General features: G+C 71.7%; 20 protein-coding genes. 7 read left to right on the top strand and 13 right to left on the bottom strand.

What is annotated here, in order from left to right; translation table 11 throughout:
- Nucleotides 1–34: 34 nt before the first annotated feature.
- Complete coding sequence (locus NRK68_RS12860) at nucleotides 35–1,261, top strand: PTS transporter subunit EIIC (protein WP_257857833.1); 1,227 nt, start codon at nucleotides 35–37, stop codon at nucleotides 1,259–1,261.
- An 83-nt stretch (nucleotides 1,262–1,344) separates the two neighbouring features.
- On the opposite strand, the gene NRK68_RS12865 is transcribed toward NRK68_RS12860, so the two are convergent.
- On the bottom strand, nucleotides 1,345–2,097 hold the full coding sequence (locus tag NRK68_RS12865) for an MBL fold metallo-hydrolase (protein ID WP_183065551.1): 753 nt from the start codon (nucleotides 2,095–2,097) through the stop codon (nucleotides 1,345–1,347).
- Between the two features lie 195 nt (nucleotides 2,098–2,292).
- Between NRK68_RS12865 and NRK68_RS12870 the strand changes: the two genes are divergently transcribed.
- Nucleotides 2,293–2,712, top strand: coding sequence for a hypothetical protein (locus NRK68_RS12870; RefSeq protein ID WP_183065552.1), 420 nt, complete (start codon nucleotides 2,293–2,295; stop codon nucleotides 2,710–2,712).
- Nucleotides 2,713–3,012: 300 nt separating this feature from the next.
- Here NRK68_RS12870 and NRK68_RS12875 read toward each other — a convergent pair whose 3' ends face one another.
- The 7 genes from NRK68_RS12875 to clpS form a co-directional block, all read right to left on the bottom strand.
- Nucleotides 3,013–3,963 carry a PLP-dependent cysteine synthase family protein gene (locus tag NRK68_RS12875; RefSeq protein ID WP_183065553.1) on the bottom strand — a complete coding sequence of 317 codons (951 nt, stop codon included), beginning with the start codon at nucleotides 3,961–3,963 and terminating at the stop codon, nucleotides 3,013–3,015.
- The gene (locus tag NRK68_RS12880; RefSeq protein WP_030662661.1) at nucleotides 3,963–4,241 is read right to left on the bottom strand and encodes a MoaD/ThiS family protein; all 279 of its coding nucleotides are present in this window, start codon (nucleotides 4,239–4,241) and stop codon (nucleotides 3,963–3,965) included. Before NRK68_RS12880 ends, NRK68_RS12875 begins: the two co-directional genes overlap by 1 nt.
- A gap of 96 nt (nucleotides 4,242–4,337) precedes the next feature.
- Nucleotides 4,338–4,445, bottom strand: a complete 108-nt coding sequence (locus NRK68_RS36925; RefSeq protein WP_310941867.1) for a putative leader peptide — start codon at nucleotides 4,443–4,445, stop codon at nucleotides 4,338–4,340.
- A gap of 77 nt (nucleotides 4,446–4,522) precedes the next feature.
- Nucleotides 4,523–4,945 (bottom strand): M67 family metallopeptidase, encoded by a 423-nt coding sequence (locus NRK68_RS12885; RefSeq protein ID WP_030962807.1) that lies wholly within the window; start codon nucleotides 4,943–4,945, stop codon nucleotides 4,523–4,525.
- Nucleotides 4,946–5,067: 122 nt separating this feature from the next.
- Complete coding sequence (locus NRK68_RS12890) at nucleotides 5,068–6,507, bottom strand: amino acid permease (protein ID WP_183065554.1); 1,440 nt, start codon at nucleotides 6,505–6,507, stop codon at nucleotides 5,068–5,070.
- 318 nt (nucleotides 6,508–6,825) lie between these two features.
- Nucleotides 6,826–7,434, bottom strand: coding sequence for a DUF2017 domain-containing protein (locus tag NRK68_RS12895; RefSeq protein WP_183065555.1), 609 nt, complete (start codon nucleotides 7,432–7,434; stop codon nucleotides 6,826–6,828).
- Nucleotides 7,434–7,748, bottom strand: a complete 315-nt coding sequence (gene clpS, locus NRK68_RS12900) for an ATP-dependent Clp protease adapter ClpS (protein WP_030852121.1) — start codon at nucleotides 7,746–7,748, stop codon at nucleotides 7,434–7,436. Before clpS ends, NRK68_RS12895 begins: the two co-directional genes overlap by 1 nt.
- An 80-nt stretch (nucleotides 7,749–7,828) precedes the next feature.
- Here clpS and NRK68_RS12905 point away from each other — a divergent pair, with 80 nt between their 5' ends.
- The gene (locus NRK68_RS12905) at nucleotides 7,829–9,157 is read left to right on the top strand and encodes a nicotinate phosphoribosyltransferase (protein WP_183065556.1); all 1,329 of its coding nucleotides are present in this window, start codon (nucleotides 7,829–7,831) and stop codon (nucleotides 9,155–9,157) included.
- Nucleotides 9,158–9,473: 316 nt separating this feature from the next.
- Nucleotides 9,474–10,073 (top strand): nicotinamidase, encoded by a 600-nt coding sequence (locus NRK68_RS12910; RefSeq protein ID WP_183065557.1) that lies wholly within the window; start codon nucleotides 9,474–9,476, stop codon nucleotides 10,071–10,073.
- A gap of 50 nt (nucleotides 10,074–10,123) precedes the next feature.
- Here the strand turns inward: NRK68_RS12910 and NRK68_RS12915 are convergent, their stop codons facing one another.
- Together NRK68_RS12915 and NRK68_RS12920 are read right to left on the bottom strand one after the other, a co-directional pair.
- Nucleotides 10,124–10,426 (bottom strand): hypothetical protein, encoded by a 303-nt coding sequence (locus NRK68_RS12915; protein ID WP_030825287.1) that lies wholly within the window; start codon nucleotides 10,424–10,426, stop codon nucleotides 10,124–10,126.
- Nucleotides 10,427–10,542: 116 nt separating this feature from the next.
- Nucleotides 10,543–12,894 (bottom strand): immune inhibitor A domain-containing protein, encoded by a 2,352-nt coding sequence (locus tag NRK68_RS12920; protein WP_257857834.1) that lies wholly within the window; start codon nucleotides 12,892–12,894, stop codon nucleotides 10,543–10,545.
- A gap of 474 nt (nucleotides 12,895–13,368) precedes the next feature.
- On the opposite strand from NRK68_RS12920, the gene NRK68_RS12925 reads away from it, so the two are divergent.
- Entirely contained in the window at nucleotides 13,369–13,665 is a 297-nt protein-coding gene (locus tag NRK68_RS12925; RefSeq protein ID WP_183065558.1) for a hypothetical protein, read from the top strand.
- A 98-nt stretch (nucleotides 13,666–13,763) separates the two neighbouring features.
- Here the strand turns inward: NRK68_RS12925 and NRK68_RS12930 are convergent, their stop codons facing one another.
- Together NRK68_RS12930 and NRK68_RS12935 are read right to left on the bottom strand one after the other, a co-directional pair.
- Complete coding sequence (locus NRK68_RS12930; protein ID WP_183065559.1) at nucleotides 13,764–14,504, bottom strand: RDD family protein; 741 nt, start codon at nucleotides 14,502–14,504, stop codon at nucleotides 13,764–13,766.
- Nucleotides 14,505–14,571: 67 nt separating this feature from the next.
- On the bottom strand, nucleotides 14,572–16,074 hold the full coding sequence (locus NRK68_RS12935) for an RDD family protein (RefSeq protein WP_257855825.1): 1,503 nt from the start codon (nucleotides 16,072–16,074) through the stop codon (nucleotides 14,572–14,574).
- 257 nt (nucleotides 16,075–16,331) lie between these two features.
- On the opposite strand from NRK68_RS12935, the gene NRK68_RS12940 reads away from it, so the two are divergent.
- Nucleotides 16,332–16,811 (top strand): SsgA family sporulation/cell division regulator, encoded by a 480-nt coding sequence (locus NRK68_RS12940; RefSeq protein WP_183065643.1) that lies wholly within the window; start codon nucleotides 16,332–16,334, stop codon nucleotides 16,809–16,811.
- Between the two features lie 272 nt (nucleotides 16,812–17,083).
- Here NRK68_RS12940 and NRK68_RS12945 read toward each other — a convergent pair whose 3' ends face one another.
- Nucleotides 17,084–18,475 carry an FAD-binding oxidoreductase gene (locus NRK68_RS12945; protein WP_257855826.1) on the bottom strand — a complete coding sequence of 464 codons (1,392 nt, stop codon included), beginning with the start codon at nucleotides 18,473–18,475 and terminating at the stop codon, nucleotides 17,084–17,086.
- 9 nt (nucleotides 18,476–18,484) lie between these two features.
- Here NRK68_RS12945 and NRK68_RS12950 point away from each other — a divergent pair, with 9 nt between their 5' ends.
- On the top strand, nucleotides 18,485–20,086 hold the full coding sequence (locus tag NRK68_RS12950; protein ID WP_257855827.1) for a tetratricopeptide repeat protein: 1,602 nt from the start codon (nucleotides 18,485–18,487) through the stop codon (nucleotides 20,084–20,086).
- Nucleotides 20,087–20,148: the final 62 nt, after the last annotated feature.

Genomic DNA, 20,148 nt, shown 5'->3' on the forward strand with positions numbered 1-20,148 from the left:
CCCCGCGGCGGAGAAGAAGAAGGGCGCTGGCGTGATGGCCGTCATGCAGCGCATCGGCCGGAGCCTCATGCTCCCCGTTGCCGTGCTGCCCGCCGGCGCGCTCCTGCTCCGCCTGGGCGCGGACGACATGCTCGGCGACAAGGACGTCTTCCCGACGTTCGTCCTCAAGATCGCCGGATACATGGCCGCCGGCGGCGGCGCGATCCTCGACAACATGGCGCTGCTGTTCGCCGTCGGCATCGCCATCGGCTTCGCCAAGAAGTCGGACGGCTCCACCGCCCTGGCCGCCGTCACCGGGTACCTGGTCTTCCAGAAGGTCCTCGCCACCTTCACCGACAGCAACCTGCCCCAGGTCGCCAAGGTGGTCGGCGGCAAGATCGTCATGGTCGACGCGCCGGTCAACGCCGGTGTGCTCGGCGGTGTCGTGATGGGCATCATCACCGCACTGCTCTACCAGAAGTTCTACCGGACCAAGCTGCCGGACTGGGCGGGCTTCTTCGGCGGCCGCCGCCTCGTCCCGATCCTCTCCGCCCTGGCGGGTCTGGTCACGGGCATCGTCTTCGGTCTCATCTGGCCGGTCCTCGGTACGGGTCTGCACAACTTCGGTGAGTGGCTGACCGGCTCGGGCGCCGTGGGCGCGGGCATCTTCGGTGTCGCCAACCGTGCGCTCATCCCGATCGGCATGCACCACCTCCTGAACTCCTTCCCGTGGTTCCAGGCCGGTTCGTTCGACACCGCCAACGGTGCCGTCCACGGTGACATCGCCCGCTTCCTCGCCGGTGACCCGACGGCCGGACAGTTCATGACCGGCTTCTTCCCGATCATGATGTTCGCCCTCCCGGCGGCCTGCCTCGCGATCGTCCACTGCGCCCGCCCCGAGCGCCGCAAGGTCGTCGGCGGCATGATGTTCTCCCTCGCGCTCACCTCCTTCGTCACCGGTGTGACCGAGCCGATCGAGTTCACCTTCATGTTCATCGCCCCGGTGCTGTACGCGATCCACGCGGTGCTGACCGGTATCTCCATGGCCCTCACCTGGGCCCTGGGCATGCGCGACGGCTTCGGCTTCTCGGCCGGCCTCGTCGACTTCCTGCTCAACCTGGGCATCGCGGAGAAGCCGTGGATGCTCGCCCTCGTGGGCCTGTGCTTCGCGGCGGTCTACTACGTGATCTTCCGCTTCGCGATCATCAAGTGGAACCTGCCCACGCCGGGCCGCGAGTCCGACGAGGAGCTCGCCGAGCTGCAGAAGGCCGAGGCCAAGTAGGCAGCCCCGCGAGCGAAGAGCCCCCGCTCTCCCGGAAGGGAGGGCGGGGGCTTCCGCGTGTGTACGGGCGGCCGGGCGGGTGCTCAGACCTCGTAGACCGCGCCCGCGTACGCCAGGTCGACCGGGCCGTCGTAGACCGCGCGGGCGTCGGCGAGGTTCTGCGCGGGGTCGGTCCACGGCGGGATGTGGGTGAGGACGAGCCGCCCGACACCGCCGGCGTGCGCGTACTCGCCCGCCTCGCGGCCGTTGAGGTGGAGGTCCGGGATGTCCTCCTTGCCGTGCGTGAAGGACGCCTCGCACAGGAAGAGGTCGGCGCCCTCGGCGAGCCGGCCCAGCTCGGGGCAGATGCCGGTGTCCCCGGAGTACGTGAGCGAGCGGCCGCCGTGCTCGACGCGGATGGCGTACGACTCGACGGGGTGCGCGACCCGCTCGGTGCGGACCTGGAAGGGGCCGATCTCGAAGCTCCCCGGCTTCAGGGTGCGGAAGTCGAAGACCTCGCTCATCGACCGCTCGTCCGGGACGTCGTCGTAGGCCGTGGTCAGGCGCTTCTCGGTGCCCTCGGGACCGAAGACGGGGATGGTGCCGCAGCGGCCGCCCTCGTGGCGGTAGAAGCGGGCGACGAAGTACGCGCACATGTCGATGCAGTGATCGGCATGCAGATGGCTCAGGAAGATCGCGTCGAGGTCGTAGAGACCGCAGTGGCGCTGGAGATCGCCGAGGGCGCCGTTGCCCATGTCGAGCAGCAGCCGGAAGCCGTCGGCCTCGACGAGGTAGCTCGAACAGGCCGATTCCGCGGACGGGAACGACCCCGAACAGCCGACGACGGTGAGCTTCATGGAGCGTGAACCTCCGTGGACGGTCCGTGGACGGAATGCGGGCCGTGCGTGGGTCGAGCGTAAGGCGCGAAACGTCCGGTCGCTCCTCCGCGGCAGGCCGTTGTGGGGGGAATCACCTGCGCTGTCACCCGGGGGAGCGACGGTGGGCACGGACGTTGCCGTGCCGGGGCCTTCCCGCGCGGCTACGGTCGAAACATGGACACGTCCTGGTGGCCCGCGGTGGCCGCGGTCGTGGCTCTGGCATTGGTGATGCTGATCGCCGGGGGACGGCTGGGTGTCCCCCGCCGCCCCCCGCCCGCGCACGGCACCGGCCGGCCCCCGCACCCGCAGCCCGGTGAGCTGTGGACCCTGGCGGACGGCCGGACCTGCCTGGTGCTGGGCGTGGGCCCGGTACGGGAGCACCGGGCGCGGGTCGCGTGGATCACCGCGAAGTACCACGACCGGCGGGCCGGGGTGATCCCGCTGCCCCCGGGGACGGTGGGGGCGCAGGGGCGGGCGGCCTTCCTGGAGGCGGACCGGCCGGACGAGGTGTCGCTGTGGGACTTCCGGGCGCGGCTGGGGATGCTGGACCCGGCGATCTGGGACGAGATCAAGGGGCTGGGAGGCGGTCGGTGATGCCGGAAACGGCCGGAGCGGCCTGAGAAAGCCGGAGATCCGCTTGCGGCGGGTGGTGGCGGGTGTACGACCCGCCCGGGCCGGAGGCGGACGGGCTGCGGGTCCTCTCTCCGTTTCCCGGGCTGCGGCGCCCGGACCCGCGCCTCTAACGCCGGACGGGCTCAATGTCAGGCCCCGCCGGCGATTGAGGCGCGGGGGTCCGGGGGTCCGGAGGTCCGGGGGTCCAGGGGTCCAGGGGTCCGGGGGCGGAGCCCCCGGGTAGCCGTGCCGCCCAGCAGGGTGCCGCCAGGGGGACACCCCCTAGGCCCAGAGCTGGCCCTGGAGGACTTCGATGGCTTCTTCCGTCGTCGCCGCGGTGTAGACGCCGGTCGAGAGGTACTTCCAGCCGCCGTCGGCCACGACGAAGACGATGTCGGCGCTCTCGCCCGCGGCCACCGCCTTGCGGCCGACGCCGATCGCCGCGTGCAGGGCGGCGCCGGTGGAGACGCCCGCGAAGATGCCCTCCTGCTGGAGCAGCTCCCGCGTGCGGGTGACCGCGTCGGAGGAGCCCACCGAGTAGCGGGTGGTGAGCACGGAGGCGTCGTACAGCTCGGGGACGAAGCCCTCGTCCAGGTTGCGCAGCCCGTACACGAGGTCGTCGTAGCGCGGCTCGGCCGCGACGATCTTCACGCCGGGGACGTGCTCGCGCAGGTAGCGGCCGACGCCCATCAGCGTGCCGGTGGTGCCCAGGCCGGCAACGAAGTGGGTGATCGACGGGAGGTCGGTGAGGATCTCCGGGCCGGTGGTGGCGTAGTGCGCGCCCGCGTTGTCGGGGTTGCCGTACTGGTAGAGCATCACCCAGTCCGGGTGCTCCGCGGCCAGTTCCTTGGCCACCCGGACGGCGGTGTTGGAGCCGCCGGCGGCCGGCGACGAGATGATCTCGGCTCCCCACATGGCCAGCAGGTCGCGCCGCTCCTGGCTGGTGTTCTCCGGCATCACGCACACGATGCGGTAGCCCTTGAGCTTGGCCGCCATCGCCAGCGAGATGCCGGTGTTGCCGGAGGTCGGCTCCAGGATGGTGCAGCCGGGGTACAGCCGGCCGTCCTTCTCCGCCTGCTCGACCATGTGGAGCGCGGGGCGGTCCTTGATGGAGCCGGTCGGGTTGCGGTCCTCCAGCTTGGCCCAGATCCGGACGTCTTCCGAGGGCGAGAGCCGGGGCAGCCGGACGAGCGGCGTGTTGCCGACCGCGGCCAGCGGGGAGTCGTAGCGCATTACTTCGATCCGCCGGCCACGGCCGGGAGGATGGTGACGTTGTCGCCGTCCTTGAGGGCGGTGGAGATGCCGTCGAGGAAGCGGACGTCCTCGTCGTTGAGGTAGACGTTCACGAAGCGGCGCAGCTGCCCGCCGTCGACAATGCGCTCCTCGATGCCCTTGTGCCGGGTCTCCAGGTCCGCGAAGAGGTCGGCGAGCGTGGCGCCCTCACCGTTCACGGCCTTCTCGCCGTCGGTGTAGGTGCGGAGGATGGTGGGGATGCGGACCTCGATGGCCATGGCTGGGCTCCAGTCGTCAGGACGTAGGCAGGTGTGCGTGTGCGGGGGAAACGGGCGCGCGGTTCGTCGGCCCCCCGCGCGTGGGGGCTCTGGTGCTCAGGCGGCAGGACAGATGGCGCTGGCGAGGCGGCACAGGTCGACGTGCAGCCGGGCCACGAGCAGCAGCCTGCCGGGCGTCTCGATGCTCACGTCGTGGGGAACCATGCGGTCATGTTAACGATTCCCGGTCCCCGGTTTGGAGTGTGATCCCGCATCGTGGACGCCATCTGCTCGCATGGTGGTCAGTAGGCTGCTACGACCTGCACTTCTTCCTCGGTGATCACGCCGTCGACGATCCGGTACGACCGGAACTGGAAGTCTCCGAGCCCGTCCTTGTCAGCCGTGGAGACCAGGACGTAGTGGGCTCCGGGCTCGTTCGCGTAGGTGACGTCGGTGCGCGAGGGGTAGGCCTCGGTCGCGGTGTGCGAGTGGTAGACGATCACCGGCTCCTCGTCGCGGTCGTCCATCTCGCGGTAGAGCTTCAGGAGGTCCTTCGAGTCGAACTCGTAGAACGTGGGCGAGCGGGCCGCGTTGAGCATGGGGATGAACCGCTCGGGGCGGCCGGTGCCCGCCGGGCCGGCCACGACACCGCACGCCTCGTCGGGGTGGTCCTGGCGGGCGTGCTCGACGATCCGGTCGTACAGGGCCTGCGTGAGGGTCAGCATGAGCGACAGGATAAGCAGACGGGCCCTTCCGTACCGAGGAGTGGTACGGAAGGGCCCGCATGGTGGACAGGGTGTCCACGGGAGCAGGGTTCCCGGCCGCGGCAGGCGGCCGGGAACCGCTGCTACGAGGCCTTGGTGAAGGCCGCGCCGCGCGGGTCGCGGTTCTTCATGACCAGGTAGGCGACGCCGAGGATGACGCCCCACAGCGGGGCGCAGTACAGCGAGACGCGGGCGTCCTTGTCGGCGCCCATCATCACGATGACCATGCCGATGAAGGCCAGGGCGAACCAGCTCGTGTACGGGGCGCCGGGCGCCTTGAACTTCGAGCCGGGCAGCTCGCCGCGGTCGGCCTTGGCCCGGTAGCGGATCTGGCAGACCAGGATCATGATCCAGGCCCACATGCCGGAGATGGTGGCGAAGGAGACGACGTAGTCGAAGGCCTTGCCGGGGGCGACGTAGTTGATCCAGACGCCCACGAGCATCAGCGAGGCGCTGAAGGTGGTGCCGATGAGCGGGGTGCCGCTCTTGGTGAGCCTGGTGAAGACCTTCGGGCCCTGGCCGTTGAGCGCGAGGTCGCGCAGCATGCGGCCGGTGGAGTACATGCCGGAGTTGCAGGAGGACAGGGCGGCGGTCAGGACGACGAAGTTGACGATGGCGGCGCCGATGCCCAGGCCCATGCGCTCGAAGGCGGCGACGAAGGGCGAGACGCCCGGCTGGAAGTGCGTCCACGGGACGACCGAGAGGATCATGATGAGCGCGCCGACGTAGAAGACGGCGATGCGCCACGGCACGGTGTTGATGGCCTTGGGCAGGGTCTTCTCGGGGTCCTTGGACTCGCCGGCGGTGACGCCGACCAGCTCGACCGCGAGGAAGGCGAACATCACGATCTGCAGGGTCATCAGCGTGCCGCCGATGCCCTTGGGGAAGAAGCCGCCGTCGTTCCAGAGGTTGGCGACGCTGGCGGTCTCGGCGGCGTCGGAGAAGCCGATGGTGAGGATGCCGGCGCAGATCAGGATCATGCCGACGATGGCGGTGACCTTGACCATGGAGAACCAGAACTCCAGCTCACCGAAGAGCTTCACGGAGATCAGGTTGGCGCCGTAGAGGATGACCGTGAAGATCAGCGCGTAGGCCCACTGCGGGAAGCTGTCGTGGGTCCAGTACGACATGTACTGCGCGGCGGCGGTGACCTCGGTGATGCCGGTGACGACCCAGAACAGCCAGTACGTCCAGCCGGTGACGTAGCCCCAGAACGGGCCCAGGAACTCGCGGGCGTAGTCCGAGAAGGAGCCGGAGACGGGCCGGTACATGAGCAGCTCGCCCAGGGCCCGCATGATGAAGAAGATGACCAGGCCCGCGATCGCGTACGCCAGGATCAGGCTGGGGCCCGCCTTGGAGATCGCCTTGCCGGCGCCCAGGAAGAGGCCGGTGCCGATGGCTCCGCCGATCGCGATCATCTGGATCTGGCGGGCGCCGAGCGTGCGGTGGTACCCCTCGCCGCCGTCGCCCTGAGTGCCCTCGCCGGGCGTGTTGCCGTGCTGCTCGACCTGCACTGAGGTCATGTCTGGTGCGCCTTTCTCCACGCCGACCCGCGCCTTCACTGGCTGCGGATCGGGTCCTCGATCCCCCCGGATACGGATGGAGTTGCACGCCGGCGGTCTGCCGGTTCAAGCGGGCCGGGAGACATGGGTGGCGTCCCGTCGGCGGTCGTGAAGATTTATCACGTGCTTACGACGGCCCGAGGGGGAGAAATGTGGTGCACGGCATCAAATTTTCCGGACAAACTTCTGTGATCATGACAGATCACCGCATGGCGGTGATCTGATCGTTATCCGGATTTGAGCATCCGCTGAGCGAACAGCGCTCCCTCTTGAGGTTCCTCAGAGGGTTTCGATCAAGGACTCCTGGAGCCCGCCGAGCCACAGGTACGCCATCACCATGGGCTTGCGCGGGTCGTCGTCCGGCAGCCGGAAGAGGGCCGCACTCTCGTCGTCCTCGGTGATGTCGAGCCGGGCGGCGAGGGTCAGGCGCAGGTCGTTGAGGCCGCCCAGCCAGCGCAGCGGCAGCTCGCCGGTCAGCTCCAGCACGGCGGCCCCGTCGCCGGCCGGGGTGAGCGCGTCGAGGCTGCGCACGAGGGCGAGGGCGTCGTCACGCTTGCGGGCGCGCAGGTCGTTCTCGGTGTAGCGGCGGAACTCCGCCGAGCGGGCCTTGGTCTCGGCCGGGTCCACACCCTCGTCGCCCGCGCCGTCCGGGGAGCCGTAGGCGTCGGGGAAGAGCCGGGCCAGCGCCGGGTCGGACGGGGGTTCGGTGGGGCCCTCGGCGAACAGTGCGGCGAGGGGATCGGCATCCTCGGCGGGCTCGGGCTCGCCGGGACCGATCAGCTCCAGCATCTGGACGGCCAGGGAACGCAGGATGGAGATTTCGATCTCGTCCAGCGCGATGGCGGCTCCGCCGCCCTGCAGGGACTCGAACATCCCGGTCCGGCCCATCAGGTGCGGTCCTGGGAGAGGGTCGCCCACAGGCCGTAGCCGTGCATGGCCTGCACGTCGCGCTCCATTTCCTCGCGGGTGCCGCTCGACACGACCGCCCGCCCCTTGTGATGGACGTCGAGCATCAGCTTGTGCGCGACGTCCTTCGAGTATCCGAAGTACGCCTGGAACACGTACGCCACGTAGCTCATGAGGTTGACCGGGTCGTTGTGCACCAGGGTCACCCAGGGAACGTCAGGTTCCGGGACCGCGAAGGTCTCTTCGGCCGACTCAGTGCGTTCGATCTCAATGGGAGCAACACTCACTCGTCCCATGCTGCCACCGTGACGGGCCCGTTGCACAAACGGGACCCACATCTCGTCACTTTGACGAAATGTGCGCTAGCATCGCCGCCATGAACCCTGCGGACCTGGGCCTGCCGGTGGACGTACCGTCGACAGCGCTCTTCACGGACCATTACGAGCTCACGATGTTGCAGGCCGCCCTGGCCAACGGCACCGCCGACCGCCGCTCGGTCTTCGAGGTGTTCACCCGGCGGCTTCCCGAGGGGCGCCGCTACGGGGTGGTCGCGGGGACCGGCCGGGTGCTGGACGCGGTGGAGAACTTCCGCTTCGACAGCGCGGTGCTGGAGTTCCTGCGCGAGCGGGCCGTCGTCGACATGCGGACGCTGGACTGGCTGGCCTCGTACCGCTTCTCCGGCGACATCTGGGGCTACCCGGAGGGCGAGGTCTACTTCCCCGGCTCCCCGGTCCTGCGCGTGGAGGGCAGCTTCGCCGAGTGCGTGCTGCTGGAGACGGTGATCCTGTCGATCCTGAACCACGACTCGGCGATCGCCGCGGCCGCCTCCCGGATGTCCTCGGCGGCCGGGGACCGGCCGCTGATCGAGATGGGCGCCCGCCGCACGCACGAGCTGGCGGCCGTGGCCGCGTCGCGGGCCGCGTACGTGGGCGGCTTCACCTCCACCTCGGACCTGGCGGCCGGCTTCCGGTACGGCATCCCCACCGTCGGCACCAGCGCGCACGCCTTCACCCTCGTCCACGACAGCGAGCGGGACGCCTTCACGGCGCAGGTGGCCTCGCTGGGCCGCGGCACCACGCTCCTGGTGGACACCTACGACGTGGCCGAGGCCGTGCGCACCGCCGTCGAGGTGGCGGGCACGGACCTGGGCGCCGTGCGGATCGACTCCGGGGACCTGCTGCTGGTGGCCCACCGGGTGCGCCAGCAGCTGGACGAGCTGGGGGCGACCTCGACGAAGATCGTCGTCACCTCGGACCTGGACGAGTACGCCATCGCCTCGCTGGCGGCGGCTCCGGTGGACGCGTACGGGGTGGGCACGCAGCTGGTCACCGGCAGTGGGCACCCGACGTGCTCGATGGTCTACAAGCTGGTGGCGCGGGCCACCTCGGCGGACCCGAAGGCGGCACTGGTCCCGGTGGCCAAGAAGTCCACCGGGGGGAAGACCTCCATCGGCGGCCGCAAGTGGGCGGCGCGGCGGCGGGACGCCGACGGGGTGGCGGAGGCGGAGGTGATCGGCGTGGGCCCGGTTCCGTCGGCCCTGGCCGACCGGCAGCTGCTGACGCACCTGGTCAAGGCCGGCGAGGTGGTCGCCCGCGAGCCGCTGGAGGCGGCCCGCGACCGTCACCGGGCGGCGCGCGCCTCCCTCCCGCTGAGCGCGACCCAGCTCTCCCGCGGCGAGGCCGTGCTCCCCACCGAGTACGTCTAGCCCTGCGGGCACGCTCGACCGTGAGCGGGTGCGATCGAAGGTGAGCGGGTGCGCTCGGCCGTGAGCGGGTGCACTCGGCCGTGAGCGGTGCGGCGCCGTTGCGGGGGCTCCGCCCCCGAGCCCCGCGCCTCGATCGCCGGCGGGGCTGGGTCGGGCGCCTCCCGGCGGTAGCTGGGGGAGTTTGAGGCGCGGGGGTCCGGGGGCAGAGCCCCCACGCGGCGCAGCCGCCATGCAGCACAGTGGGAAGGGGCGGGGTGGGGGAAGAGCCTCCCGCAGGGCCCGCCGCAGCACACCATCAAGCCGAAGGGCACGCGAAATGCACCGCGCACTGATCGTCGTCGACGTACAGAACGACTTCTGCGAGGGCGGCAGCCTCGCGGTCACCGGCGGAGCCGATGTCGCCGCCGCCATCACCGAGCTGATCGGGCAGGCCACCGCCGGGTACCGGCACGTCGTCGCCACCCGCGACCACCACATCGACCCGGGGACGCACTTCGCGCACCCGCCGGCCGAGCCGGACTACGAGACCTCCTGGCCGGTGCACTGCGTGGCCGGCACCGAGGGCGTCGGGTTCCACCCGAACTTCGCGCCCGCCGTGGCCTCGGGGGCGGTCGCCGCCGTCTTCGACAAGGGCGCGTACGAGGCCGCCTACAGCGGCTTCGAGGGCGCCGACGAGAACGGCGAGACCCTTGCCGCCTGGCTGCGGGAGCGGCACGTCGGCGAGGTCGACGTGGTCGGCATCGCCACCGACCACTGCGTGCGTGCCACCGCCCTCGACGCCGCCCGCGCGGGCTTCACCACGCGCGTCCTGCTGGACCTGACGGCGGCCGTGGCCCCGCACACCACCGAGCGGGCCCTGGAGGAGCTCCGCGCGGCCGGTGTGACCCTCGTGGGCACGACCGGGCCCCGGTCCTAGAACGCCGGGGCACGGCCGCGCCGCGGCGTCCCGCGCGCCCGCCCCGGGCGCTACGTGCCCAGCAGGGCCCGGATCGGGTGCCAGAGCTCCTGGGCCCGGTCGGGCGCGCCGCGCCACAGCAGGCCGTCCGGATGATGCAGGACGGCCGTCACCTCGTCGGGTGTGGGCGGCTGTGCGTTGCCCCGCAGGTACACCGCCCGCATCCCGAGGTTCCGCAGCCTGGTCAGGGCGCGGGCCCGGTTCGCGGCGTGCACCAGCACGCGGACATTTCCGCCCTCACCGGACGGCCTCGGCAGCGTGAGCGCAACGACCACGCTGCCGCCTGGCAATCTGACGAAACCTCCACCGGGCATGTCGGTCATCTCCCCCGTCAATAAGAACCTCGTACCGGGGCATCTAAACGCGATCGGCCGCCGCCCGCTAGAGGGCGACGGCCGATCATGATTTGACCTGCGGTTTTACCGAAGTGCTACTTCGAGGGGCCGACCTCGACGGTCATGACCTCACCGTCGTAGGTCTCCTTCAGGATCTTGATCTTGGTGTTGGTGTCAGTGACCTTCACCGATCCGGTCGGGTTCTCGTCGTAGTAGTACTTGCCCTTGCGGTCGTCGAAGACGAGGTTCGCGGGCTTCGGCTTCAGGAACAGCGACTCGCCGTTCTTGTGCAGCGTGAAGGCATCCGTCGAGTACGCGCTGAAGGTGGCGTCGTACGGCTGGATCTTGTTGCGCAGCAGGGTGCCGTCGGCCCACTTCATGGGCTTGGCGTTGGCGTCGATCGGGAGGATCAGACCCTGGCCCGGGTGCTGGCTGGTGTTGTTGTCCTTCTGGCTGGTGTCCCACTGCCAGATCAGCAGACCGTCCTGGTACGGGTAGTGCTCGACCCAGTCCGGACGGGTGTTGCCGAAGCCGAAGTTGTACGGGCCCACCTTGAGGGTGGAGTCGTAACTGACGTAGCGGCGGTTCTCGGCCAGGTAGTACTGCGCGTACTCCTTGGTGAAGCCGGCGCCGATGCGCGAGAAGCCCTTGCCGGTCCAGCCGTTGTCGCCGTTCTCGGCGCCGTCGGTGAACAGCGCGGAGCCGTCCGCGGTGATGGTGAGGGCGTCACCCGTGAAGCCCTTGCCGCCCGCGCCGCCGTCCGTCTGGTAGCGGAAGCGGAGGTCGACCTTCTTGCCCGCGTAGGCGTCGAGCGAGAAGTTCAGGTTCTTCCAGGCACCCGAGACGCCGGTGAGCGACGGGCTGCCGGCGGCGTCGACCGGGATGGCCGTGCCGTCGGCGGTGCCGGCGAGGGCGGTCCAGTTGGCGCCGCCGTCCGTGGACACCTCGGTGTAGAGGTAGTCGTAGTCGGCCTCGATGTCCCACCAGCCCTTGAGGGACAGGGCGGCGGAGGACTTGCCCGTCAGGTCGACGGAGCGGGTGAGGGTGTTCTTGAGGTCGTCACCCATGCCGCTCCACCACTGGGTGGAGCCCTCGGCGGGCGCGACGACGTCCGTCTGGACCTTCTTCTTCGGCAGCTCGACGACCAGGGCCTGCTTGTCCTTGGTGTTGAACTCCGCCACACCGAGCTTGTGGGTGGACTTCGTCGCGGCCTTGGCCGTGTCGTAGTTCAGCCAGCCCAGCTGGAGCTTGTCCCAGGCGGTCATGTCGCCCGGCATGTCGCCTATGGAGTCCTTGCCGGTGCCGAGCCAGGAGCCGGCCGACATCAGGGACCAGAAGCCGACGCCGTTCTCGCCGCCACCGGAGGTGTCGTAGAGGTCGGGGAGGCCCAGGTCGTGGCCGTACTCGTGGGCGAAGACGCCGAGGCCGCCGTTCTCGGGCTGCATCGTGTAGTCGCCGACCCAGATGCCGGAGTCGCCGATCTGGGTGCCGCCGGCCTTGTTGTTGGCCGGGCCGGTCTTGCCCGCGGAGGTGCCGTAGGCGTACCAGCGGTGCGCCCACAGGGCGTCGGGGCCCTGCACGCCGCCGCCGGCCGACTCGTCCTCGCCCGCGTGGACGATCTGGAAGTGGTCGATGTAGCCGTCGGGCTCGTTGAAGTTGCCGTCGCCGTCGAAGTCGTAGCGGTCCCAGAGGTCGTACTGGGCCAGCTTCGCCTTGATCTCGGCGTCGGTCTTCCCGGCCTTCTTCTGGGCCTCGACCCACGCCGCGACGCCGTCCTTGACGGTGTCCCAGACGTTGGAGCAGTTGCTCTGGCCGCAGAAGTTCGAGCCGTAACGGGCCTCGTTGTACGGAACCTTGACCCAGTCGGCGACCTCGCCCTCGACCGAGTAGCGGCCCGAGGAGGTCTTCTCGTAGTACGTCTTCAGGCTGTGCTTGCCCTCGCCGGTGGCGAAGTACAGGTCCTGGAAGTACTGACGGCTGAAGTCCTTGCGCCAGGCCGTGCTGTTGTCCTTGGCACGGTCGGGCTCGGCGATCGTGTTGTGCAGCGGACCGGGGGTGCCACCGTACTTCGGAACGGCCGGCTTCGGGCCGGGGCCGTCCGGGTCGTGCATGGTCGTGCTGTCGACCTGGTCACCGAACTCGACGAGGATCGTGAAGATCTTGTCGGTCTTCTCGCGGCCGAGCTCGACGTACTTCTTGTCGTCCAGCTTGACGACCTTGGAGGCGCCGCGCTGCTCGACGTCCTTCTTGCCCTGGAGCACCTGGTCCAGAGCGGCCTTGCGCTGCTGGGCCTGCTGCTCGCTGAACGGGCCCTTGAGGTCGTGCTCGACGACCTTGGCAGGAGTGGTCGGGTCCTGCCGGTCGGCCACCGGGGCGGCCACGGCCTTGCCCTCGGCCTGGGCCGCGGTGACGGTGAAGAAGGTCGCACTGGTCGCGTAGGCGGCCATGGTCACGGTGACGGCGGCAGCGCGGATCGCACGCCGTCGGGCGGAATTGCTGGTCACTTGATGTCGTTCCCCTCCCGCGGCCGCAGCGTCTGAGTTCGGAACTTCTCCATAGGAGCGGGGGGTTCCGCGCGGCGCGCGTCTCAAGTGACGACATTTGACCGGAGAGACGCAAGAAAAGACAGACCTTGACTTGAACCTTACAACTGCACTATGCGGGCAGGGAGTTCCGCTATCCGGACGTTCCGCTGCCATACGGGGCGAAGGGGCCTTCCCGACCCCGGAACGGGTCCGTACCGTCCCCTTTCTCCCCTCCGCGGGGCGTGAAATGTGATCCCGTGCGCCCCCTGTGCTCCGGCACCGTGTGTTAGGTCACGCTTACCGGCGGCTCGCCCCGGGCATCCCGTCATGGAGTCACTTGACGCGCGAAGTTGGTTGAGCCGACTCCCCCTCCCCTCACCGAGGACGGATATCGCCATGCCGCGTCCGACTGCCGCACAGCTCGCGTACGGGTCCGCCACGGTCATCGTGTCGACGATCGCCATGCTGCTGCTCTCGCAGACGAGCACCGGGCTCGGCGTCGCGGTCATCTCCGCCGCCGCGCTCGCCCTGGGCCTGCTCGTCGCCCTCACCGTGCCCGTCCCGAAGCGCCGCGGCCGCCACGCGGCGCGTACGGGTGCCTCCGCGCCGGGTGCGTCCGCCGCGGAGGCGGCGCCGGGCGCGCGGGCGCCCGGACCGCGGACGGCCTCGGCCGAACACCCCGTCCACCACTGACCCTTCGCCCCGGCGCGGGCACGACGCGACGCGGGCACGACGCGACGCGGGCGGCCTCCCTCGGGGGGAGGCCGCCCGCGTCGCTCGCCTGCGTGCGGCTAGGGGGTCGCCTGGACCACGACGGTCTTGGCGGCCTTGTCGTGCAGGCCCTGCTTGTAGGGCTTGTCGACCAGGATCGAGATGATCAGCGCGATGGGCCACAGGCAGAAGCAGCAGATCAGCGTCGGCAGCCAGAGCACGGCGGCCCGGGTCAGGGCCGCGCCGGACTCCGGCACGGTGCCGTCGTTGAGCATGGCGACGCGCAGGCCCATCGCCTTCTTGCCGACCGTGCGGCCGTCCTTCTTGGTGAACCACCAGTCGTAGCCGAGGTACGCGACGATCGAGATCAGGGTCATCACCAGCCCGCTGCCGCTGTACGACTTGGTGAAGACCTCGCTGACGTCCTCGCCCCGGTCGGTCTCGACCATGTAGCGGTTCGTGCCGAAGGCCAGCTGGATGAGGAACAGCGGGACGGCGACGATCACCACGTCGATGACGCGCGCGGCGAGCCGCTTGCCGAAGTCGGCGAGCGGGGGCATGCCGGCGAGCGGGTCGGGCATGCCGTAGCCGCCGCTGCCGCCGTACGGGTCGCCTCCGCCGCCGTAGGGGGGCGGAGGGGGCGGGTATCCCCCACCGCCGCCGGAGCCCGGGCCTCCCGGGGGCGGAGGGGGCGGGCCGCCGCTTCCGGGGGGCGGCGGTCCGTACGGCGAACCGCCCGACGGGGGCGTCGGCTCCTGGGGCTTCTTGAGGAACGGGTCCTCGTCGGGCGGCTGGCCCGGCGGCGGCTGGTCGGTACTCATGGCCCGAGTCGAACCCGGGTCCGGCTCCCCCGCAACGGGACCGCGTCCGTTCGGGGCGGAACACCCCCTAGCGAGCCACGTACGTACCGGCGGCCTTGTCGTGCCAGGCCTGCCGGCGGGGGCGGTTCACGAGGCACCACAGGCTGCCGGGCAGGCCCAGGAAGGCGTACACGAGCCAGCGGCGCAGGGCCGCGCCGAAGGACGGCGGGCGCAGGGTCGCGGTGGCCAGCACCCGGACGCCCAGCAGCTTCTTGCCCGGGGTGCGCCCCCAGCGGGCGGTGGGCAGCACCTCGTAGAGGACGCCGAAGAGGAGGACGGCCCCGAGGACCACGCCGAGGCTGCCGGCGATGGTCGAATCGAGCAGCCAGACGGTGGTGGTGCGGCCGCTCGCCCGGGCGGCGTCCACCTTGGCCCGGACATGGGCCTCGGCCGCGGGCAGGAGGGGCAGGGCGACCGCGGCGGCGACGGCGCCGAACACGAGGGAGTCCAGGGTCCGGGCGAGGAGCCGGCGCATCAGCCCGGCCGGGCGCACGGCCCGTTCGGCCATCCGCTCGAACACGGCTCTGGAGGTGGCGGCGCGGTCGGTACGGGCACCCGTACGGGCTTCCTCCGGGACGCGCGGCTCCCGTCCCCCGGGCGCCGGAGCCGGCTCGGCCCGGGCGCTGTCCGCGGCGGGCGGCGGAACCTTCGGGCGGACCCCGGCGGGCCGGGGCTCCCACACCTCGCGGCGGGCGGCGGCGGGAGCGGCCGCCCGCCCGGGGCCGGGTGCGGGGGTAGGTGCGGGTGTGGGTGTGGGTGCCGGGGCGGGTGCGGGGGCGGGGGTCGCCTCGGGCCAGGAGGAGGTGACCCCGGTGGGGCCGGTGCCGCCCGCTCCGGGGGCGGCGGGCCATGCCGGGGCGGCGGGGGCCGCAGGGGCCTGCGCGGCCGGAGAGCGCGCCGACAGGATGCCCGGGGAGGCCTGCGCGGGGAGCCGCGCGGGCGCGGCCGCGTCGGACGGCGTACGGGCCAGGGAGATCCCCGCGGGCCGGGCCGGGGGCTGCCCGGGGTCCTGGGTCGGCTCCGGGTCGGGAGCCGGGGCGGCTGCCGGGGCGGGAGCGGCCACGGCGCGGGGCGCGGGCTCCGGTTCCGCCTCCGCTTCCTTCGGGCTGCCCCACGACACCCGGTGGTCGCGCGGCCCGCCGAAGCCGGCCTGGTGCACGGGATCGGCCTGCCAGACGGGGGCCGGCGCCTGCCCGGCCGCGGGCTCCGTCCCGGGGCCGGGGCCGGGGCGCGGTTCCCGCAGCGCCTCGGTCATGGAGGTCTCGTCCAGGAACACCGGTCCCGTCTCCTCGGCGCGCGGGACGGCGGGCGCGGCGACGGGAGCCGGGGCGGGGAGCGGGCGGGCCGGAGCGGCGACGGGCACGGGCGTGGGGACGGGCGTGGGGACGGGCGCGGGCGCCGCCGGGGCAGGGCGGCTCGTGCCGGGGACCCAGGCCGCGCCGTTCCAGTACCTGATGTACCCCGGGATGGACGGATCCGGGTAGTAGCCCTCGCGGGCCGCGTGCTCGCCGTCACCAGGGGAGGCCGTCATGTCCCCAACTCCGATCGTGGCTTGAGGCTTGTGCAAGGGGAGGACCATAGCCAAGAACCGTGGCCCGAGAGGTCCGGTAACGGGAGAATCCAAGCCATTGAGCGAACGTCCCATCCCAGGACGGTTTTCGGTCAGTCGACAGGATTCGGCCAATCCTGCTCTCGTCGTCGAAAGTGGCGTCATACCCGGGCGTACCGGAGCTCTCCGCGGGTGTGGGGTGCCATCAGGCCCCACGCACCGACCGAAGTGAGGCCGTCATGCACCACCCCGTCATCGAGCGCGAGCTGGAACTGAAGCTGGTCCTTTCCCCAGAGCGCAGCATCCCCGTCCCGGCGCGCCTGCTCTACCTCACGGAAGACCCGTACGCCGTCCACATCACCTTCCACACCGGCTCGAACACCCCGGTCCACTGGACCTTCGCGCGCGAGCTGCTCGTCGAGGGGGTGTTCCGTCCGTGCGGTCACGGCGACGTCCGGATCTGGCCCACGAAGGTGGACAACGAGGCGGTGCTCTGCATGGCGCTCAGCTCCCCCGACGGGGACGCCCTCCTGGAGGCGCCCTCCCTCGCCGTGTCGGCCTGGCTGGAGCGGACCCTGCGCGTCGTGCCGCCCGGCAGCGAGTCCGAGCGGCTCGGCCTGGAGGCGGCGCTGGCCGAGCTGCTCACGCCGACCCCGGCCGACGACCTCTGGCTGCGCGACCCGTGGCCGTCGGACGACTCGGCGGACGGGGACCTGTGATGACGCACGGTCCCCGGACCCCGGGCGGGCGCCGCAGACCGGGCGGCCGCCGCCGGCCCGGCGGGCACCTCCGCCTCATACGGCCGGAAGAGCCGGCCCTCGTCCCCGAAGAGCCCGCACGGGTCCCGCAGGAGCCCGCACAGGTCCCGGACGGGCTCATCTGGACACCGGAGGAACTCACCCCGACACCGGAGGAGTTCGCCCGCGGCTCGGAGGAACTCACTCTGACCCCCGAGGTACTGGCCCGCGTCGCGGAGGAACTCGCCCGGGTCTCAGAAGAGCTTGCCCGGGTTGAGGATGCCCAGTGGATCGAAAGCCTGCTTGACGGCGCGCTGCATCTCCATTCCGACCGGCCCGAGTTCACGCGCGAGCCACTCCTTCTTCAGGACGCCCACGCCGTGTTCGCCGGTGATGGTCCCGCCGAGGGAGAGCCCGAGCGCCATGATCTCGCCGAAGGACTCGCGGGCCCGCCGCGTCTCGTCCTCGTCGGCGGGGTCGAAGCAGACGATCGGGTGGGTGTTGCCGTCCCCGGCGTGCGCGCAGACGCCGATGAGCAGGTTCCGGGCGCGGGCGATGGCGGCGGTCCCGTCGAGCATCTCGCCGAGCCGCGAGCGCGGCACGCACACGTCGTCGATCATCGTGGCGGGCCGGAGGGCCTCCAGCGCGGGGAAGGCCGTCCGGCGGGCCTGGAGCAGCAGTTCCGACTCCGCCTGGTCCTCGGCGGGCACGACGGCGGTGGCTCCGGCGGCGGTGCACAGCTCCGCCACGGCCGCGAGGTCCTCGGGGGCGTGCGGGGTGTCGAAGGCGGCGAGCAGCAGGGCCTCGGTGGCCTCGGGCAGGCCCATCCTGGCGAGCGCGTTGACGGCGTGGACGGTCGTACGGTCCATCAGCTCCAGCAGCGAGGGGGTCAGCCCCGCCTCCATGACGGCGCAGACCGCCTCGCAGGCGGCGGCCACGGAGGGGAACTCCGCGGCCAGGACCAGCTGCCGGGGCGGCGCCGGTTTGAGGGCGAGGACGGCCTGGACGACGATGCCGAGGCTGCCCTCGGAGCCGACGAAGAGGCGGGTGAGGTCGTATCCGGCGACGCCCTTGGCGGTGCGCCGGCCGGTGCGCAGCAGCCGCCCGTCCGCGAGGACGACGTCGAGGCCGAGTACGTACTCGGCGGTGACGCCGTACTTGACGCAGCACAGGCCGCCCGAGGCGGTGCCGATGTTGCCGCCGATGGTGCACTGTTCCCAGCTGGAGGGGTCGGGCGGGTAGTACAGGCCCCGTTCGGCGACGGCCCGTGAGAGGACGGCGTTGACGACGCCCGGTTCGACGACGGCGATCCGGTCGACGGTGCTGATCTCCAGGATCCGGTCCATCTTGACCAGGGACAGCACGATGCAGCCGTCGGAGGCGTTGGCGCCGCCCGACAGGCCCGTCCGGGCGCCCTGCGGGACCACGGGGATCCGTAGGGCGGTGGCGGTGCGCATGACGTGCTGGACCTGTTCGACGGTCCGGGGCAGGACGACGACCGCCGGGGTGCCGGCGGCGCAGAAGCTGGCCATGTCGGTGGCGTAGGAGGCGGTCACCTGGGGGTCGGTGAGGAGGGCCTCGGCGGGGAGCCCTTCGAGGAGGCTCGCGCGCAGACGTGCGGACAGGTCGGAGAGGACATCATCCATGGGGCCAGCGTGGCAGCCGGGGCCATCGGTGTGAACACGCCCGCGCACGTCTTCGGCCACCTCGGCGCGCTCTTCATATTGACGCACAGTGACCCCATGGACCGTATCGACGAGGATTCGCAGACGCCGGCGCCGCCCGTGACCTTCACCGGCCGCAAGACGCTCGTGGCCGCCGGGGTGGCGGTGGTCCTGATCGCCGGGGCCCTGTTGATCCGGCCGGCCCGGACCGGTGACGACGCGCGCCCGCCGGGGCCGAGCGAACGCGCCGCTGCGGCGGTGGGCATGGGTGCGCCCGCCTCGGCGACGGACGTGGTGGCGTTGGTGGCGGACCGGGAGAAGTGGGTCGCGGCGCACGCCGACGACGACGCGTCGTGGGCGGTCCTCGGCTCCGCCTATCTCGAACAGGCGCGGCGGACCGCGGATCCGGCCTGGTACCCGAAGGCGGAGAAGGCGCTGAAGCGGTCGCTGGAGGTGCGGCCGGCGGAGAAGGGCAACTTCGACGCGATGACGGGCATGGGCGCGCTGGCCAATGCCCGGCGGGACTTCGGGACGGCCAGGAAGTGGGGCGAGCTGGTACGGGCGCAGTCGCCGAAGCGGTGGACGGCGTACCCGGTGCTGGTGGACGCGTACACGGGGCTCGGCGACTACAAGGGCGCCCAGAAGGCGATGGAGCTGCTGCTGGAGCTGCGGCCGGGGCTGGCGGCGCATGTCCGTGCCTCGCAGGTGTACCGGGACCGCGGCTGGCGCGAGGACGCGGTGGTGTCGATGGAGTCGGCGGCGGCCTCGGCGCAGTCCCCGGCGGAGAAGGCGTACGCGTTGTTCCGGCTCGGGGAGCTGTCCTGGGAGCGGGGCGACGCGGCGGAGGCGCTGCGGCAGTACGAGGGGGCGCTGCGGACGGATCCGGCGCAGGGGGAGGCCCTGGCGGGCCGGGCCCGGGCGCTGGGGGCGCTGGGGCGCGGCGGGGAGGCGGTGCGGGACTACCGGATGGCGCTGGGGCGGACGCCGGTGCCGCAGCTGGCCCGGGAGCTGGGTGAGCTGCTGGAGTCGCTGGGGCGGGGGCAGGAGGCGCGCGAGCAGTATGCCGCGGTGGCGACGCTGGCGGCCCGGGACGGTGCGAACGGGGTGGACGACGACGTGGTCCTGGGCCTGTACGAGGCGGACCACGGGGATCCGGCGGCGGCGGTGCGGCGGCTTTCGCAGGAGTGGGAGCGGCACAAGAGCATGCAGGCCGCGGATGCGCTGGGGTGGGCGCTGCACCGGGCGGGCGACCACACGGCGGCGCTGGAGTACGCGAAGAAGGCGACGGAGCCGGGGCTGCGCAGTGCGGACTTCGCCTACCACCGGGCGATGATCGAGCGGGCGCTCGGTGACGAGGCGGGGGCGCGGCGGCACCTGCAGGAGGCGCTGCGGACGAATCCGCATTTCTCGCCGGTGCGGGGGCCGCTGGCGAAGGAGGCGCTGGCGTCGATCGGCCAGCCGCCGCCGGGCGGCCCGGAGCACCTGCAGCCGGTCACGCCATGGGTCGAGCCGGAACTCCCGAAGCCGAACCCCACGCCGAAGCCGTCCCCGTCCCAGTCACCGTCACCGTCCCCGTCCCCGTCCCGCCGCTGACGAACCCGGCCGGGCGGTCACCGCCGAAAGGCCGCGCGTGCGGCCCGGTGCGCGGGCGGGCG

It is taken from the genome of Streptomyces yangpuensis (genome assembly GCF_024666385.1).
GTDB classification, from domain to species: domain Bacteria; phylum Actinomycetota; class Actinomycetes; order Streptomycetales; family Streptomycetaceae; genus Streptomyces; species Streptomyces yangpuensis.

Bases quoted from the DNA above. Each gene is read 5' to 3' on its own strand.
- clpS (WP_030852121.1), bottom strand. From the start codon at position 7,748: ATGGGACGAGTGAGTGTTGCTCCCATTGAGATCGAACGCACTGAGTCG.
- NRK68_RS12920 (WP_257857834.1), bottom strand. From the start codon at position 12,894: ATGGCCGCCTACGCGACCAGTGCGACCTTCTTCACCGTCACCGCGGCC.
- NRK68_RS12930 (WP_183065559.1), bottom strand. From the start codon at position 14,504: ATGAGTACCGACCAGCCGCCGCCGGGCCAGCCGCCCGACGAGGACCCG.
- NRK68_RS12925 (WP_183065558.1), top strand. From the start codon at position 13,369: ATGCCGCGTCCGACTGCCGCACAGCTCGCGTACGGGTCCGCCACGGTC.
- NRK68_RS12870 (WP_183065552.1), top strand. From the start codon at position 2,293: ATGGACACGTCCTGGTGGCCCGCGGTGGCCGCGGTCGTGGCTCTGGCA.
- NRK68_RS12905 (WP_183065556.1), top strand. From the start codon at position 7,829: ATGAACCCTGCGGACCTGGGCCTGCCGGTGGACGTACCGTCGACAGCG.
- NRK68_RS12865 (WP_183065551.1), bottom strand. From the start codon at position 2,097: ATGAAGCTCACCGTCGTCGGCTGTTCGGGGTCGTTCCCGTCCGCGGAA.
- NRK68_RS12860 (WP_257857833.1), top strand. From the start codon at position 35: ATGGCCGTCATGCAGCGCATCGGCCGGAGCCTCATGCTCCCCGTTGCC.
- NRK68_RS12875 (WP_183065553.1), bottom strand. From the start codon at position 3,963: ATGCGCTACGACTCCCCGCTGGCCGCGGTCGGCAACACGCCGCTCGTC.
- NRK68_RS12940 (WP_183065643.1), top strand. From the start codon at position 16,332: ATGCACCACCCCGTCATCGAGCGCGAGCTGGAACTGAAGCTGGTCCTT.
- NRK68_RS12885 (WP_030962807.1), bottom strand. From the start codon at position 4,945: ATGCTGACCCTCACGCAGGCCCTGTACGACCGGATCGTCGAGCACGCC.
- NRK68_RS12935 (WP_257855825.1), bottom strand. From the start codon at position 16,074: ATGACGGCCTCCCCTGGTGACGGCGAGCACGCGGCCCGCGAGGGCTAC.
- NRK68_RS12910 (WP_183065557.1), top strand. From the start codon at position 9,474: ATGCACCGCGCACTGATCGTCGTCGACGTACAGAACGACTTCTGCGAG.
- NRK68_RS12915 (WP_030825287.1), bottom strand. From the start codon at position 10,426: ATGCCCGGTGGAGGTTTCGTCAGATTGCCAGGCGGCAGCGTGGTCGTT.
- NRK68_RS36925 (WP_310941867.1), bottom strand. From the start codon at position 4,445: ATGGTTCCCCACGACGTGAGCATCGAGACGCCCGGCAGGCTGCTGCTC.
- NRK68_RS12945 (WP_257855826.1), bottom strand. From the start codon at position 18,475: ATGGATGATGTCCTCTCCGACCTGTCCGCACGTCTGCGCGCGAGCCTC.
- NRK68_RS12890 (WP_183065554.1), bottom strand. From the start codon at position 6,507: ATGACCTCAGTGCAGGTCGAGCAGCACGGCAACACGCCCGGCGAGGGC.
- NRK68_RS12880 (WP_030662661.1), bottom strand. From the start codon at position 4,241: ATGGCCATCGAGGTCCGCATCCCCACCATCCTCCGCACCTACACCGAC.
- NRK68_RS12895 (WP_183065555.1), bottom strand. From the start codon at position 7,434: ATGGGCCGGACCGGGATGTTCGAGTCCCTGCAGGGCGGCGGAGCCGCC.